Source organism: Cupriavidus basilensis, assembly GCF_008801925.2.
Taxonomy (GTDB): Bacteria; Pseudomonadota; Gammaproteobacteria; order Burkholderiales; family Burkholderiaceae; genus Cupriavidus; species Cupriavidus basilensis.
The window spans coordinates 3,437,535-3,452,821 of the sequence record NZ_CP062803.1; the positions used below are offsets into that span (position 1 = coordinate 3,437,535).

The window sequence follows — 15,287 nt, forward strand, 5'->3', positions numbered from 1 at the left end:
CGATCAGGCGGCCGGCGCGGGAGAATCCGCGCTCACATCGCCTTCGCTGAAGGATCGCTCGCTCTCGCGCCCTTCGTTCACCCGCACCGCGAGTTCCACTGCGTGCTGTTGCGCGCCCTGGCTCAGATGGCTTACTACCGCGCGCGCCGCCTCGGCCAGGTCGCGCCGGCTGGCGCTGGTGGCAGTGAGGGCTGGCGCAAAGCATAGCCTGGCGGTGATCGGCGGCGCCCGCAGGATCGCATCGAGCGTTTCCAGCAGGCTCAGGTCGCCAATATAGGCTGGCGCCAGCGTCGGCTGTCCCGTCGCGGCATCCAGGTAAGCCAGCCCGACCGGCTGCACCGGCAGCCCGCCCGATATCGGCGCTTGCATCAGGTTGGCATGGAACGGCAGCACGCTGCTGCCATCCGTGGTTGTGCCTTCCGGGAACACGCAGACCAGATCGCCCTGCAGCATCACATCGGTAATGGCATGCAGCACGCGATGCGCGTCGCGCTTGCGCGCGCGTTCGATGAAGATGGTGCCGGTCTGCCCGCACAGCCAGCCGATTACCGGCCAGTCGCGGATCTCGGATTTGGCGACGAAGCGCACGGGCTGCCAGCTATTGATGACGTAGATATCCAGCCATGAAATATGGTTGGACACCACCATCGCGCCATGCGGCATGGCCTGCCCCGGCTGCAGTCCCTGCACCTCGAGCATCACCCCACAGATCCGCAGCAGCCGGCGCGACCAGCGCCGGATATGCGATTGCCGCGATTCCACGCCCAGCCACGGGAACAGCACGGCACAGGTGACCAAGCCGCGCAGCAGGTGAAGGATCAGGGCGATCTTGCGCAGCCAGATCATGCCAGCCCCGCTGGCGAGCTCGCTTGTACCATCTCTTCCGACTTCACTCGGGCCGGCATAGCTTCAGTGCAGTTCGTAGACGACGTGGCCGCCGACCACCGTGGTGCGCACGCGCCCACGCATCTCGTAGCCGAGCCACGGCGAATTCTTGCCCTGGCTCTTGAGCGCGCGCCGCTCGACCTTCCATTCCTGCTCGGGATGGAAGATGCAGATATCGGCGGCGCTGCCTGCGGTCAGCGTGCCGGCGGCCAGGCCGAGCACGCGGGCCGGCTCGGCCGTGATGCGGGCGAGCGCCTTGCCCAGCGGCACCTTGTGCTCCTCGGCCCAGCGCAGCGTCAGCGGCAGCAGCAGTTCGAGCCCGGTGGCGCCTGGCGAGGCTTCGGCGAAGGGCAGCAGCTTTTCGTCGTCGTCCACGGGGGTGTGGTCCGAGCACAGTGCGTCGATGGTGCCGTCGGCCAGCCCGGCCACGATGGCGTCGCGGTCGCGCGCGCTGCGCAGCGGCGGCGAGAAGCGCATCTGCGAGTTGAAATAGCCGATGTCCATATCGGTCAGCGACACATGATGGATGTTGACGTCGCAGGTCACCTTGAGGCCTTCGCGCTTGGCCTGGCGCACCAGCTCGATGCCCGCGGCCGACGACAGGCGGCACAGGTGCACGCGTGCGCCGCTGGCGCGCATCAGCTCGAAGATGGTGTGCAGGCGCACGGTCTCGGCAATCACCGACATACCGGACAGGCCCAGGCGCGACGCCACGGCGCCGCTGGCGGCCACGCCGCCACCGAGGTACGGGTCTTCCGGGCGCAACCAGACCGTGAAGCCGAAGGTCTGCGCGTACTGCAGGGCGCGCAGCAGCACCTGGGTGTTGCGGATCGGCGCTTCGGCCTGCGAGAAGCCGATGCAGCCGGCCTCGGTGAGCTGCGACATCTCGGTCAGCGTCTCGCCCTTGAGGCCCAGCGTGAGCGCGCCAAGCGGATAGACGTGGGTCTGGTTGAGCGTGCGGGCGCGATACTTGAGCATCTCGACCAGGCCGGGCTCGTCGAGCACGGGGTCAGTGTCGGGCGGGCAGACAAGGCTGGTCACGCCGCCGGCGGTGGCTGCCGCCACTTCGGATTCGAGCGTGGCCTTGTATTCATAGCCCGGCTCGCGCAGCCGCGCGGACAGGTCGACCAGGCCGGGGCAGACGATCAGCCCGCCGGCGTCGATCGTCTTGTTGGCGTGGAAGTCCGCCGGCGCGCTGCCCACGCCGACGATCTTGCCGGCGGCAATGTAGAGGTCTTGCTGCGCATCGACGTTCGCGGCCGGGTCGATCAGGCGGCCGCCCTTGATGTGGATCTTCATATCGTGTCGCTTGGCTTGTATTCGGTTGTTCTGGCTTGCCTGGACCTTGTCGGTCGGGCGCTATCCGTCATGAGATCAGTCGTTGTTTCCGGCCACGATGCCCATCACGGCCATGCGTACAGCAATGCCGAAGGTCACTTGGTTGAGGATCACGGACTGCGGCCCGTCGGCCACGGCGGAATCGATCTCCACGCCACGGTTCATCGGGCCCGGGTGCATCACGATGGCATCGGGCTTGGCCAGCGCCAGACGCTCGGGCGTGAGCCCATAGGCCTTGAAGTACTCTTGCGCCGAGGGCAGCAGCGCGCCGCTCATGCGCTCGTTCTGCAGGCGCAGCATGATCACCACGTCCACGCCCTTCATCCCCTCTTCCATATTGTGGAAGACACGCACGCCCATCTGCTCCAGCCCCGAGGGCAGCAGCGTGCGCGGCCCGATGGCGCGCACTTCGGGCACGCCCAGCGTGGTCAGCGCGTGGATGTCGGAGCGCGCCACGCGGGAGTGCAGGATGTCACCCACGATGGCGACCGTGAGATTGGTGAAATCCTTCTTGTAGTGGCGGATCGTGTACATGTCGAGCAGCCCCTGCGTGGGGTGCGCATGGCGGCCGTCACCGGCGTTGATGACATGCACATGGGGCGCGACATGCTCGGCGATCAGGTAGGGCGCGCCGGAACTGGCGTGGCGCACCACGAACATATCGGCCGACATCGCCGACAGGTTGTTGATGGTGTCGAGCAACGACTCGCCCTTGCTGGTGGACGAGGCGTTGATGTTCAGGTTGAGCACGTCCGCGGAGAGCCGCTTGGCGGCAATCTCGAAGGTGGTGCGGGTGCGCGTGGAGTTCTCGAAGAACAGGTTGAACACGCTTTTGCCGCGCAACAGCGGCACCTTCTTCACTTCGCGGTCCGCGTCGGACAGCGAGACGAACTGGCTGGCGGTGTCGAGGATGTGCGCGACCATCTCGCGCGACAAGCCCTCGATCGAGAGCAGATGCTTGAGCTCGCCGTTCTTGGTCAGTTGCGGGTTGCGGAACGTCTTGATCATGGCAGGTAGAAAGGGCCGGGCGGTGGCGTTGACTGGTCTGGGCAGGTCTGGGTCTGGCTTGCCGGCGTGCCGTTGCGGGCGCGCCGGCCGGTGGGCTGGGCAGGCTTAGTTGCCGGTGGCCTCGTTGGCGAAGGCAAAGCGCATGTCGGAGCCGGTGCCCTCATGCGACAGCACCAGCGTGGTCCCGGGCGGCAACGCGACTTGCGCGGCGGCAAAGTCTGCAGCCGCCGGCAGTTCGCGGCCGCCGCGATCGACCAGCACGGCCAGCGCCACGCGGGCCGGGCGGCCGTAGTCGAACAGCTCGTTGACGGCGGCGCGGATGGTGCGCCCGGTAGCCAGCACGTCGTCGATCAGCAGGATCTTGCGGTCTTGCACGTCAAAGGGCAGCGTGGTCGGCTGGGCCTGGCTATGCAGGCCCTTCTTGGCATAGTCGTCGCGGTGGAAGGCAACGTTGATGACCCCGTGGGCCGCCAGTTGCAGGTCGGCGGCCAGCCGTTCGGCAATCCAGGCGCCGCCGGAATAGATCCCGGCGACCGACCATTGCGCGCGCTCAGCCTCAGGCAGCGCGGCCTGCACCTGGTCACGCAGCGCACGGTAGAGCGCCTCGGCGTCGAGAGAGGAAGTCTGGGTCATAGCGGATGCTGGTCGAAGTACTGTTGCAGGATGATGCTGGCGGCCTCGGCGTCGAGCGCGCCCTTGCGGGCGCCGGCCATCTCGGCGGCGATCGACGTGTAGCTTTCGTCCACCCAGGCCACCGGCAGGCCAAAACGGCCGTTCAACTGATTGCCGAAGCGGCGTGCGAGCCGCATCGAGGGCTGCTGGCTGCCGTCCGGATTGGTGGGCATGCCCACCACCAGCTGCACCGGCGCCCATTCGTCGATCAGCGCGGTCACCGCCTCGAAGCGGCCTTCCACGGTGATATTGGGGATGATGACGAGTGCACGGGCCTCGCGCGTGACAAAGTTGCCAAGCGCAACACCAATCTTCTTTTCGCCGTAATCGAAGGCCAGGACGGTGCCGTCGGAGGGCAACTGGCGCGGTGCTGGCGTCGCTTCGTCGTCAGGCATGCCCAGCCTCGCCCGAGAGCATGGTGAAGTCGATGCCCAACAGGCGTATGGCGGCGGCAAAGCGTTCCTCGGGGGGCACGCTGAAGATGATTTCGGGATCGGCCTGGACAGTCAGCCAGCCATTGCGGCTGAGTTCTTCCTCCAGCTGCCCCGCGCCCCAACCGGCATAGCCGAGCGTGAGCAGGAAGCGTTGCGGGCCGCTGCCGTTGGCCACGGCCTCCAGCACGTCCTTGGAGGTGGTCATCTCGAGTCCGCCGGGTACGGCCAGCGACGAGACATAGATGCCAACCGGATCATGCAGCACGAAACCGCGCTCGGTCTGCACCGGCCCGCCGAAATAGACAGGCTGCTGCGCCACCGGCTGGATCTCCAGCTTGAGGTCGATCTTGTCGAACAGGGTGGCCATATCGATGTCGATAGGCCGATTGATCACCAGGCCCAGCGCGCCGCGGTCGTTGTGCTCGCACAAGTAGACGACGGAACCCGAAAAAGTCGGGTCTGCCATGCCGGGCATGGCAATCAGGAACTGATTGGTGAGGTTGATTGGGGCTTCCAGCGTCGCCATTCCTGCATTTTATCAAATCGTTGCCATCCGTCCGGAAAAGATTCGCGGAATGCCGCAACGCAACATTCCGATGCTTATCCGGTGCGCTTGCTTGCTGGCCTCTGTGCCAGCGTCGTTGCTCGCTTGCTGCCGCCTGCCTATTCCTTGCGCGTCAGGGCGGCCAGGTCTTCCGGCGTCAGCCAGCGCCAGTCTCCCAGCGCCAGGGTCGGCTCCAGCACCAGCCCGCCGATGGCGCTGCGGTGCAGGGCTTCCACATGGTTGCCAGCCGCAGCCACCATGCGCTTGACCTGGTGGTACTTGCCCTCGGTCAGGCTAAGGCGCAGGCTGCGTTCGCCGGTAGCCTCGCAAGCGGCCGCCGCGATCGGGGCCGGCTCGTCCTCCAGCTGCACGCCCGCCACCAACGCATCGACCTGCTCTTGGGTGACCGGCTCGGCGGTCGTCACTTCGTAGACCTTGGGCACCTTCTTCTTGGGCGAGGTCTGGGCGTGGATGAACTGGCCATCGTCCGAGAGCAGCAGCAGGCCGGTGGTGTCCTGGTCCAGCCGCCCGACCGCCTGCACCTCGCGCTGGCGCAGCGGCACCGGCAGCAGGTTGTACACGCTGGGGTGGTGGCGCGGGCGCTGCGAGCATTCGTAGCCCACCGGCTTGTTCAGCAGGATGTAGGCCTTGGTGTGGCCGATCCATTCCTCGCCGTCCACGGTCAGGCGCAGGCCATCGACCTCGAACTTGGCGCCCGGATCCTCGCACAGGACGCCATCGACCTCCACCAGGCCGGCCCCGATCAGGTCGCCGCAATAGCGGCGGGTGCCGAAGCCTTGGGATTGGAGGATGCGGTCGAGTGTCATGGCCATGGCTTGCTTCTTGATATCTGGATTACTGGATTACGGAAATACGGGCTGGCTGTTCGGCGCCGGGGACAACACTGGCCGGCATGCCGGACCAGCCCGCGCGCGCGGCGCATGCCTGGCGCTATGGTAGGGTAACAGGCTTCGCCAGCCCAACTTCCGGAGCGTCCGATCTTGCCCCCATCCCCCGCCGACACCCGCCAACCCTATCGGATCGACCGGCAGTTCGAGCGCGGCCTGGTCTGGTTCCGGCGCGACCTGCGCGCCGACGATCACGCGGCGCTGCATTATGCCCTCAAGCACTGCCGCCAGGTATGGTGCGTCTTCGTCTTCGACCGCGAGATCCTGGATCCGCTGCTGGCGCGCGGCCTGGCGGCCGACCGCCGGGTGGCGTTCATCCTGGCCTCGCTGGCCCCGCTGGACGAAGCGCTGCGCGCGGCCGGCGGCGGCCTGATCGTGCTGCACGGCCACGCGCGCGCGGCCATTCCCGAGCTGGCCGCCGAACTCGGCGTCACCGCCGTGTTTGCCAACCACGACTATGAGCCCGCCTCGCTGGCCCGCGATGCCGAAGTCAGGCAGGTGCTGGCGGGCCAGTCCTGCGCCTGCTTCAGCTTCAAGGACCAGGTGATCTTTGAGCGGGATGAGATCCTGACCGGCCAGGGCAAGCCCTTCTCGGTCTTCACGCCATACAAGAACGCCTGGCTCAAGGCCTTGCTGCCGTTCGACCTCAAGCCCTACCCGGTCGAGCCTTATCTGAAGTCACTGGCCGCTCCGCCGAAGGCTTACGTGCGGCCACTGCCCACGCTGGAGGCACTGGGCTTCGCCCCCTCCAACCTGGCCGAGATCGCCATGCCCACCGGCAGCGCCGGCGCCCACGCGCTGTTCGACGAGTTCTGCGAGCGCATGGGCGACTACGCGCGCCGGCGCGACTTCCCCGCTCTGCGCGGGCCGAGCTACCTGTCTGTACACCTGCGCTTTGGCACCCTGTCGATCCGCACGCTCGCCCGCACTGCCCACGCCGCCACGCTGCGCGGCGGCGCCGAGAGCGCCGGCGCCGCCACCTGGCTGTCGGAGCTGATCTGGCGCGATTTCTACTTCATGATCCTGCACCACCACCCCCGGGTCGCCGCGGGACATGCCTTCCACCCCGCCTACGATGCCATCCGCTGGGTCAATGGCGACACCGGCGAGCGCTACTTCCAGGCCTGGTGCGACGCCAGGACCGGCTACCCGCTGGTGGACGCCGCCATGCTGCAGATCCGGCAAAGCGGATACATGCACAACCGGCTGCGCATGGTGGTAGCGAGCTTCCTGGTGAAGGACCTCGGCGTGGACTGGCGGCGCGGCGAACAGTACTTCGCCGACCAGCTCAACGACTTCGACTTCTCCGCCAACAACGGCGGCTGGCAGTGGGCCGCCTCCACCGGCTGCGATGCCCAGCCCTACTTCCGCATCTTCAACCCGACCACGCAGTCCGAGAAATTCGACCCGCAGGGACGATTTATCAGGAAATACCTGCCGCAACTCGCGCGCCTGCCGGACAAGTACATACATGCACCCTGGACAGCCTCGGAGGATGTGTTGCTCGCAGCCGGGGTCAAGCTAGGGGAAAACTATCCGCGGCCGATCGTGCAACACGACGTGGCCCGCAAGGAGACCCTGGCGCGGTATGCGGTAGTGAAGGAAAAACAAGGAACCGACTCTGCACAGTCCGAGCGCGACTGAGAACCGACGCGTCGTAAGTGACGATTCGTTGCGGCCGTGATTCCCGCCCGGAGGGCGGGAATCACCCAAGCGCGATGCGAAGCGAGCCGTCAAGGTTCACCTAGGCCGTATGGGGCGCCTCGGGATTCGGCGAAAAGAGCGGAAAAGAGGGACCCATGTCTGAGTATCGCCTTAAGGCGATGCGAGTTTGGGTCCCGGCCGCTCTTTTCGTCGAAGCCCGAGGGGGTAGTCGCCCCATCCGGCGCGCCTTCTTTGCCTACTTTCTTGGCAAGACAAGAAAGTAGGTCGCCGCCCCGCAGGGGCGGTGAAACTGCAGTTGAAGTTGCGGATAATCCCTTGACGTCGAAGCTAATTTTGCAGTTGACATCAACCCCAACCCACCCCCTCAAGCCGCCAAAATCGCACTCTCCCGATAATGCCGCTGCGCCTCCTCAGGCCGCTCGGTCTCCTCAAACATCTTAGCCAACGCCAGATGCGCCCGAACCCGCAGCCTGCGCTGCAGGTCAGCATCCGCATACTTCAATGCCCGCTCAAAGCTGGACTGCGCCTTGCCCCACAGCTTCTCGCCCAGGCACAACACGCCTAGCGTGAAGTAGAGATCCGCATCCGCCGGATGCTGCGTCAGCCATTTCTCGGCCTGCTGAATCTGCGGCAGCGCACGTCCTGGCTCCGCGCATTCGGCATAGCGCAAGACCAGCCGGCTATCCCAGTTGACCTTGAGCGCGTCCTCCACGATCTTGCGCGCTTCATCCTGACGGCCCAGTGCCGCGAAATAGCGCGCAGCAGGCTCGGCAATGCGGGCCGCGCGGCGTTCGTCGGTGGACAACGAACGCCAGAAATCCTGCAGGCCCTGCACGTCGTGGCGGCGCTCCTCCAGCAGGGCTTCGCAGGCCAGTTGCTTGAGGCGCAGCGCCAGCACAGGATGCAGGGCGTTGCGCTTTTCCAGCGAGCGCGCCAGGCGCAGGACTTCTGTCCAGTTCTTCAGGTGCTGGTGGGCACGCAGCGCGATGCGCTGCACATGAATCTGGCGCGCCCCCTGGGCCTGCAGCTGCGCGATGGTCTCCAGCGCGCCTTCGGCATCGCGCGCGTCGACCAGCAACTCGGCCATCGACACCAGCCGGGCCTGCTCACGCTCAGGATCGGTCACCTGCGCCATCCACGCGTCGCGCCGCTCGGTTTCCTGCATGCGGTGCGCCGCGCGGGCGCCGATCAGGGCCGCCGTCTGGGCCTGCTCGGGCCAGGCCTGGGCCTCGCGCGCGGTACGCTCGGCACGGGCAAAGCGGCCGGCGAACAGGTTCTCGATGGACTCGCGCAGAGCCGCTTGCGCACGGTTCATGCGGCTGCGCTCGCGGTAGGCTGCCGCACGCGCCGGCATCTCGGACAGATGGCGCGCGGTGCTGAGGATGGTCCAGACCACGAAGAACGCCAGCAACAGCAGGGCCAGCGCCAGGTTCAGCGACAGTTCAACCCGGTAAGGCGGGTAGAACAGAACCAGGTTGCTCTGGTTGAATTGCGTGAACAACGCGAGCCCGACGGCACCGCCAAACAGGATAGCTACCCAGAAAAGAAGCCGCATGCGCTACTCCTTCTTGAGCGCTTGCAGCGCGCCGAGGCTTTCCGCCATGGTGGGCAATTGCACCGTCACGGCGCCGGCCTGGGCCTGCTTGAGCAGGGTCAGCACGGCCTGCACGCGGCGCGACTTGGTGTCGCAATAGCGTCCGATCATGGCTTGCGCGGCCGCCAGGTCATTGCGGAACACCGGCTCGTTGCGCGACAGCAGCGCCAGGCGCGCATTGAGCAGCCGCAGCTTGACGTTCTCGCGCAGGAACCAGCCCTGGTCGCCGGTCAGCAGCAGTGCCTGGGCATCATCCACGCGGCGGATGCGGATGACTTGCATCAGTTCGTCACGCACACTGCCCCACAGGCGGCCAAACCAGTTGCCGATCGCGTTGCCGGCCGGCACTGACTCGTCCTTGGCGGCATTCTTGCCAGCCTTGGCGCCGGCGGGCTTGGCGGGCTTATCGACAGCCTCCGTCTTCCCGTCCGTCTTGCGCGCATCCGCTTCACTGCGCTCGAGCATGCGCTCGCTCGACAGCAACGGCAGCGTATCGATCTGGTTGATGGCTTCGTCGAGCTTGATGGCGGCGCCGGTCAGGTCCGTATCCGGCACGGCCTTCATGCGCGCCACGTCGCGCGCGATGGCGCGGCGCAGCAGGTTGTACTGCGGCTTGTCGGTCCGTGCGAGGCGCGTGTCGGCGCTTTGCAGCGCGGCCAGTGCTACCTGCACATTGCCCGTCAGCTGGAGTTGCTGACCGGCGTTGGTGAGCAGTTGCTGGATCTCTGCGATCTCCCAGTCATCCCGGTTGCGCATCAGGTCCTGGTAGACCTGCTCCAGCGCGGATTGCTTGTCGCGGGCCTCGCCCACCTGGCCGTCCAGCGCGCCGACCTTGGCCTGCAGCTCCTTGACTGTGTCCTGCGCATTACGCGAGAGCACCCGGGTTTCCTGCACCAGTGCATCGTTGCTCTGCTGGCGCCGCGCCAGCTCCTGGGTCAGGTGGTCCACGCGCTGCTGCAGCCACCAGAAACCGCCGCCAATGGCCAGGATCAGCAGGAACAGCAGCAACCACCATGGATTGACGCGGGGTGCGCCGCGCGCGGGCAGCGGGGCGCCAGCCGCCGGAGGCGGGCTGGAAGCGGGAGGAGCGGTATTGTCTTGCGTCACGCGATCGACCTTCGTTGACGTTGCGGGCGGTGGGTTGACTGGCGGTGGTGCCGGGAGTGGCGGCACCGTGGCAAGCGGGACGGGCGCGGCGGCAGCCGGCGGCGCCGCGACAGGCATCGGCGCCGGCGGGCCGGCATGCGCCTGCGCCCACTGGCGGCAAGCCGCCAGCAGGCCTTCGTCCCCGGGTGCCGCGCGCAGCAGGTGCGAAAACCCGAGGGCCAAGGCCTGTTCGGCGATTCTCGCATGGGGCGCGATGCACTGCACCTGGCGCAGGCAGGCGAGCTCTTGCGGGCTCAGGGCCTGGCGCGCCATCTCGTCGAGATTGCGCACGGCTTCGGAACTGGTCAGCAGCCAGGCCTGCGGTGCCGCACCGGGCTTGAGCGCATCGCGCACGGCTTGCCATTGCATGCTGCCGGGCGTGGGGACCGAGCGCTGGTAGGCCTCGACCGCCTGCACCTCGGCGCCGGCGGCGCGCAGGCGCTCGGCCAGCCAGTCGCGTCCGCCATTGCCACGGATGATCAGGACCTGGCGCCCGGCAAGCGCCCCGGCGCCGAGCTGGGCTTCAAGCTGTTGCCACAGGGCCTCGGAATCGAAGCGCGCCGCGGCGCCGTCGCCACCGTTGGCGGCATCGCCGTTGTCTGCCTCATGGCCGGTCGTGCAACCCGCCGGGGCGATCACGCGGTAATCGGGCGCGGCAATCCCGCGCTCGGCCAGCGCAGCCACGCTGGCGGGGCCAACCACGGCTACCGCTACGGATGCCGGCCACTGCGGCGCAGGCTTGTCCTGCACCTGGGCCAGCGCATCGAGTGCGAAGGCCACGGCATTGGGACTGACGAAGACCACCAGCGTGAAGTCCGCCAGTTGCGCCAGCGCGGCGCGCAAGGGGGCATCGTCGGCCACGGGGCCGATCGCCAGCAGGGGAAAGCCAAGCACGTCCAGGCCGGCGGCCGACAAGGCCTCGGTAAGTTGCCGGGACTGCCCGGCGGGTCGTGTTACAACGACGGTCGGGCGGGGCATGGGCCGGTCTCAGGCAGGGGCTTGAGGGGACGCCGGATCCACCAGCGCCGCGAGAATATCAGCCGCGCCCTGCCCCAACAGGTCCTGGGCAACGGCCTTGCCAAGTGCCTCGGCCTGGCTGGATGCATTAGCGCCTTCCACCACGGCCGCGGACTGGGCCCGCACGAAGCGGCTGCCGTCGGGCAGCGCCACGAAGGCGTCGATATGCAGTTGCGTGCCCTCCCAGCGCGCATGCGCGGCAAGCGGCACCTGGCACGAGCCGCCCAGCATGAGCGACACGGCACGCTCGGCGGTCACGGCCAGCGCGCTGGGCGCATGATTCAGCGGCGCCAGCCACGCGACCAGTTCGGGACGGCCTGACGGGATCTCGATGCCCAGCGCGCCTTGCCCGGCTGCCGGCAGCGAACTGACGGGGTCCAGCACGGCACGGATACGGTCGGCCAGGCCGAGGCGCTTAAGGCCGGCGGCGGCCAGGATGATGGCGCCGTAGTCGCCGCGGTCGAGCTTGGCCAGGCGGGTATCCAGGTTGCCGCGCAGCGGCTGGATCACCAGGTGGGGGTAGCGGGTGCGCAATGCGGCTTCGCGGCGCAGGCTGGAGGTGCCTACCACGGTGCCAGCGGGCATGTCGTCCAGCGAGGCGAATCTGCTGGAGACCAGCGCGTCGCGCGGGTCCTCGCGCTCCATGATCGCGGTCAGGGCAAACCCTTCAGGCAACTCCATCGGCACATCCTTGAGGGAGTGCACGGCGAGGTCGGCGCGGCCTTCGGCCATCGCGATCTCGAGTTCCTTGACGAACAGGCCCTTGCCGCCAACCTTGGACAAGGTACGGTCTAGAATCTGATCTCCGCGCGTCGTCATTCCGAGAATGGACACATTGCACGCGGGATAGTATTGTTGCAATGCAGCACGCACATGCTCGGCCTGCCACATAGCCAGACGGCTTTCACGGGAGGCGATGACTAGCTTGCGCGGCGCAGCGCTGGAGGAAGACGGGGAGACGGATGCTTGCATCCGCGAATGTTAGCACGCACCCCAAGCCGCTCCGGGCCAACAGACAACACACAATAGATAAGAAACGACAGGAGATTGCATGACGCAGCAAGCTGCGCGCCCCGCAGGCCGGCGCAAGCCAACCGCCAGCCGGGCAGACGCCCCCGACACCGCCTTGGCTTCCGCCTCGATTCCCGCGACCGCTCCATCTGCCCCATCCGCCAAGACCACCCGCACCAGGCGCGCCAGCGCCGCGAAGCCTGACGCCGCGCCCGCCGCGACCCCGGCCCGCCGCGCCAGCGACAAGGACGTGCCCCTGCGCGAAGACATCCGCTTCCTGGGCCGGCTGCTGGGCGATTGCGTGCGTGAGCAAGAAGGCGAAGCCGCCTTCGAGGTCGTCGAGACCATCCGCCAGACCGCCGTGCGCTTTCGCCGCGAAAACGACCGCGCCGCCGGCGCGGAGCTGGATCGCCTGCTCAAGCGCCTGTCGCGCGACCAGACCAACTCGGTGGTGCGCGCCTTCAGCTATTTCTCGCACCTGGCCAATATCGCCGAGGACCAGCACCACAACCGCCGCCGGCGCGTGCACGCGCTGGCCGGCTCGCCGCCGCAGCCGGGCAGCCTGGCGCATGCGCTGCAGGCCATCGACGCGGCCGGCGTGACCGGAAAGGCACTGCGCAAGTTCTTCGACGAAGCGCTGATCGTGCCGGTGCTGACCGCGCACCCGACCGAAGTCCAGCGCAAGAGCATTCTCGACGCCGAGCGCGAGATCGCCCGCCTGCTGGCCGAGCGCGACCTGCCCATGACCGCGCGTGAGCGCGATCACAACACCGCGCTGTTGCGCGCGCGCGTCACCACGCTGTGGCAGACCCGTATGCTGCGCAATACGCGGCTGATGGTGGTGGACGAGATCGAGAATGCGCTGTCCTACTACCGCACCTGCTTCCTGCGCGGCATCCCGCAACTGATGAGCGAGCTGGAAGAAGACATCGCCGCGGTGTTTCCCGCCGCGCGCAAGAGCAAGGCTGCGCCGGCAGCCTCAACCCAGCTCGCGCCCTTCTTCCAGATGGGCTCCTGGATCGGCGGCGACCGCGACGGCAACCCCAACGTCACCGCCGACACGCTGCAACACGCCGCAAGCCAGCAATCGTCGCTGATCCTGGAGTGGTACCTGGACGAAGTCCACGCGCTGGGCGCCGAACTGTCGATGTCGAGCCTGATGGTGGAGGCCAGCCCGGAACTGCTGGCGCTGGCGGATGCCTCGCCCGACCACTCCGAGCATCGCGCCGACGAGCCGTACCGCCGCGCACTGATCGGCATCTATGCGCGCCTGGCGGCAACCTGCCAGGCCGTCACCGGGCAGGCCGCGCCGCGCCACCCGGTGGCCAACTCCGCGCCCTATGCCGACGCGCAATCCTTTGCCGCCGACGTGCAGGTCGTGATCGACTCGCTGCGCGCGCACCACGGCGAGGCGCTGGCGCGCACCCGCATCGACGCGCTGGCCAAGGCCATCGCCGTATTCGGCTTCCACCTGGCCTCGATCGACATGCGCCAGGTGTCCGACGTGCACCAGGCGGTGATCGCGGAACTGTTCGCCGCAGCCGGGGTTGAGGCCGACTATGCCGGCCTGACGGAAGCCCGCAAGCTGGAACTGCTGCTGGCCGAGCTGCGCCAGCCGCGCCTGTTGACGCTGCCCTGGCATGCCTATTCCGAGCAGACCCGCAGCGAGCTGGCCATCCTGAACATGGCGCGCGAGTTGCGCGCCCGCTACGGCGCACGCGTGGCCCGCAACTACATCATCTCGCACACCGAGACGCTGTCCGACCTGGTCGAAGTGCTGCTGCTGCAGAAGGAAACCGGCATGCTGCACGGCACGCTGGGCAGCAAGGCCAACCCAGCGCGCCCGGAGCTGATGGTGATCCCGTTGTTCGAGACCATCGAGGACTTGCGCAACGCCGCCGGCATCATGCAATCGCTGCTGGAGCTGCCGGGCTTTGCCTCGGTGATCGCCCAGCATGGCGGCGAGCAGGAAGTGATGCTGGGCTACTCCGACTCCAACAAGGACGGCGGCTTCCTCACCTCCAACTGGGAGCTGTACAAGGCCGAGCTGGCACTGGTGCAGGTGTTCGAGGCGCGCCGCGTGAAGCTGCGGTTGTTCCACGGCCGCGGCGGCACCGTTGGCCGCGGCGGCGGCCCGACCTACCAGGCCATCCTGTCGCAGCCGCCGGGCACGGTCAACGGCCAGATCCGCCTGACCGAGCAGGGCGAGATCATCAACAGCAAGTTCGCCAACGCCGAGATCGGCCGGCGCAACCTGGAAACGGTGATCGCCGCCACGCTGGAAGCCTCGCTGCTGCCGACGCAGAACGCGCCGAAGGACCTGGCGACGTTCGAGGCCGTGATGCAGCAGCTCTCGGATCGCGCGTTCACGTCGTATCGTCACCTGGTGTACGACACGCCCGGCTTCAAGGACTACTTCTTCGCCACCACGCCGATCACCGAGATCGCCGACCTCAACCTGGGTTCGCGCCCGGCCTCGCGCAAGCTGATGGACAAGAAGCAGCGCCGTATCGAAGACCTGCGCGCGATTCCCTGGGGCTTTTCCTGGGGGCAGTGCCGGCTGCTGCTGCCGGGCTGGTACGGCTTTGGCAGCGCGGTCAAGGCGCTGCTGGACGAAGCGCCGGACGAGCGTGCGCACAAGGCCGCCGTCGCCACGCTGCGCCGCATGGTCAAGAGCTGGCCGTTCTTCACCACGCTGCTGTCCAATATGGACATGGTGCTGGCCAAGACAGACCTGGCCGTGGCCTCGCGCTACGCCCAGCTGTGCGAAGACGCCGCGCTGCGCAAGACGGTGTTCGCGCGCATCAGCGCCGAGTGGCACCTGACGTGCGAGATGCTGGCGCTGATCACCGGCCGTCATGAGCGCCTGGCCGACAACCCGCTGCTGGCCCGTTCGATCAAGAACCGCTTCGCCTACCTGGACCCGCTCAACCACTTGCAGGTGGAATTGCTCAAGCGCTACCGCTCGGGCAAGGACGGTGACGACATCCGCGTGCGGCGCGGCATCCACCTGACCATCAACGGGGTGGCGGCGGGCCTGCGCAACAGCGGCTAAGGCGAGGCTG

The 15,287-nt window shown here is 67.5% G+C and carries 12 protein-coding genes; 2 read left to right on the forward strand and 10 right to left on the reverse strand.

The annotated features are described in order from the left end of the window. Positions 1–3 precede the first annotated feature (3 nt). From F7R26_RS15820 to F7R26_RS15850, 7 genes are all read right to left on the reverse strand, one after another. Positions 4–846 (reverse strand): lysophospholipid acyltransferase family protein, encoded by an 843-nt coding sequence (locus tag F7R26_RS15820; protein WP_150984052.1) that lies wholly within the window; start codon positions 844–846, stop codon positions 4–6. Between the two features lie 63 nt (positions 847–909). After that, positions 910–2,184 carry a dihydroorotase gene (locus tag F7R26_RS15825; protein ID WP_150984051.1) on the reverse strand — a complete coding sequence of 425 codons (1,275 nt, stop codon included), beginning with the start codon at positions 2,182–2,184 and terminating at the stop codon, positions 910–912. A gap of 75 nt (positions 2,185–2,259) precedes the next feature. Continuing rightward, complete coding sequence (locus F7R26_RS15830; protein ID WP_150984050.1) at positions 2,260–3,231, reverse strand: aspartate carbamoyltransferase catalytic subunit; 972 nt, start codon at positions 3,229–3,231, stop codon at positions 2,260–2,262. A 105-nt stretch (positions 3,232–3,336) separates the two neighbouring features. Then, the gene (gene pyrR, locus F7R26_RS15835; RefSeq protein ID WP_150984049.1) at positions 3,337–3,864 is read right to left on the reverse strand and encodes a bifunctional pyr operon transcriptional regulator/uracil phosphoribosyltransferase PyrR; all 528 of its coding nucleotides are present in this window, start codon (positions 3,862–3,864) and stop codon (positions 3,337–3,339) included. Beyond that, a complete protein-coding gene (gene ruvX, locus F7R26_RS15840; protein ID WP_150984048.1) occupies positions 3,861–4,298 on the reverse strand; it encodes a Holliday junction resolvase RuvX in 438 nt (145 codons plus the stop codon). Before ruvX ends, pyrR begins: the two co-directional genes overlap by 4 nt. Beyond that, positions 4,291–4,863, reverse strand: coding sequence for a YqgE/AlgH family protein (locus F7R26_RS15845; RefSeq protein ID WP_043348720.1), 573 nt, complete (start codon positions 4,861–4,863; stop codon positions 4,291–4,293). Before F7R26_RS15845 ends, ruvX begins: the two co-directional genes overlap by 8 nt. Before the next feature lie 137 nt (positions 4,864–5,000). After that, the gene (locus tag F7R26_RS15850; RefSeq protein WP_170301746.1) at positions 5,001–5,708 is read right to left on the reverse strand and encodes a pseudouridine synthase; all 708 of its coding nucleotides are present in this window, start codon (positions 5,706–5,708) and stop codon (positions 5,001–5,003) included. Positions 5,709–5,882: 174 nt separating this feature from the next. Here F7R26_RS15850 and F7R26_RS15855 point away from each other — a divergent pair, with 174 nt between their 5' ends. Further along, complete coding sequence (locus tag F7R26_RS15855) at positions 5,883–7,433, forward strand: cryptochrome/photolyase family protein (RefSeq protein ID WP_150984046.1); 1,551 nt, start codon at positions 5,883–5,885, stop codon at positions 7,431–7,433. A gap of 385 nt (positions 7,434–7,818) precedes the next feature. Here the strand turns inward: F7R26_RS15855 and F7R26_RS15860 are convergent, their stop codons facing one another. The 3 genes from F7R26_RS15860 to hemC are packed head-to-tail and all read right to left on the reverse strand — an operon-like array spanning position 7,819 to position 12,183. Then, entirely contained in the window at positions 7,819–9,009 is a 1,191-nt protein-coding gene (locus tag F7R26_RS15860) for a heme biosynthesis protein HemY (RefSeq protein WP_150984045.1), read from the reverse strand. 3 nt (positions 9,010–9,012) lie between these two features. Beyond that, entirely contained in the window at positions 9,013–11,172 is a 2,160-nt protein-coding gene (hemDX, locus tag F7R26_RS15865) for a fused uroporphyrinogen-III synthase HemD/membrane protein HemX (protein WP_150984044.1), read from the reverse strand. 9 nt (positions 11,173–11,181) lie between these two features. Further along, positions 11,182–12,183 (reverse strand): hydroxymethylbilane synthase, encoded by a 1,002-nt coding sequence (gene hemC, locus F7R26_RS15870; RefSeq protein WP_150984043.1) that lies wholly within the window; start codon positions 12,181–12,183, stop codon positions 11,182–11,184. A gap of 79 nt (positions 12,184–12,262) precedes the next feature. Between hemC and ppc the strand changes: the two genes are divergently transcribed. Next, a complete protein-coding gene (ppc, locus tag F7R26_RS15875; protein WP_150984042.1) occupies positions 12,263–15,277 on the forward strand; it encodes a phosphoenolpyruvate carboxylase in 3,015 nt (1,004 codons plus the stop codon). The last annotated feature ends 10 nt before the right edge of the window (positions 15,278–15,287 follow it).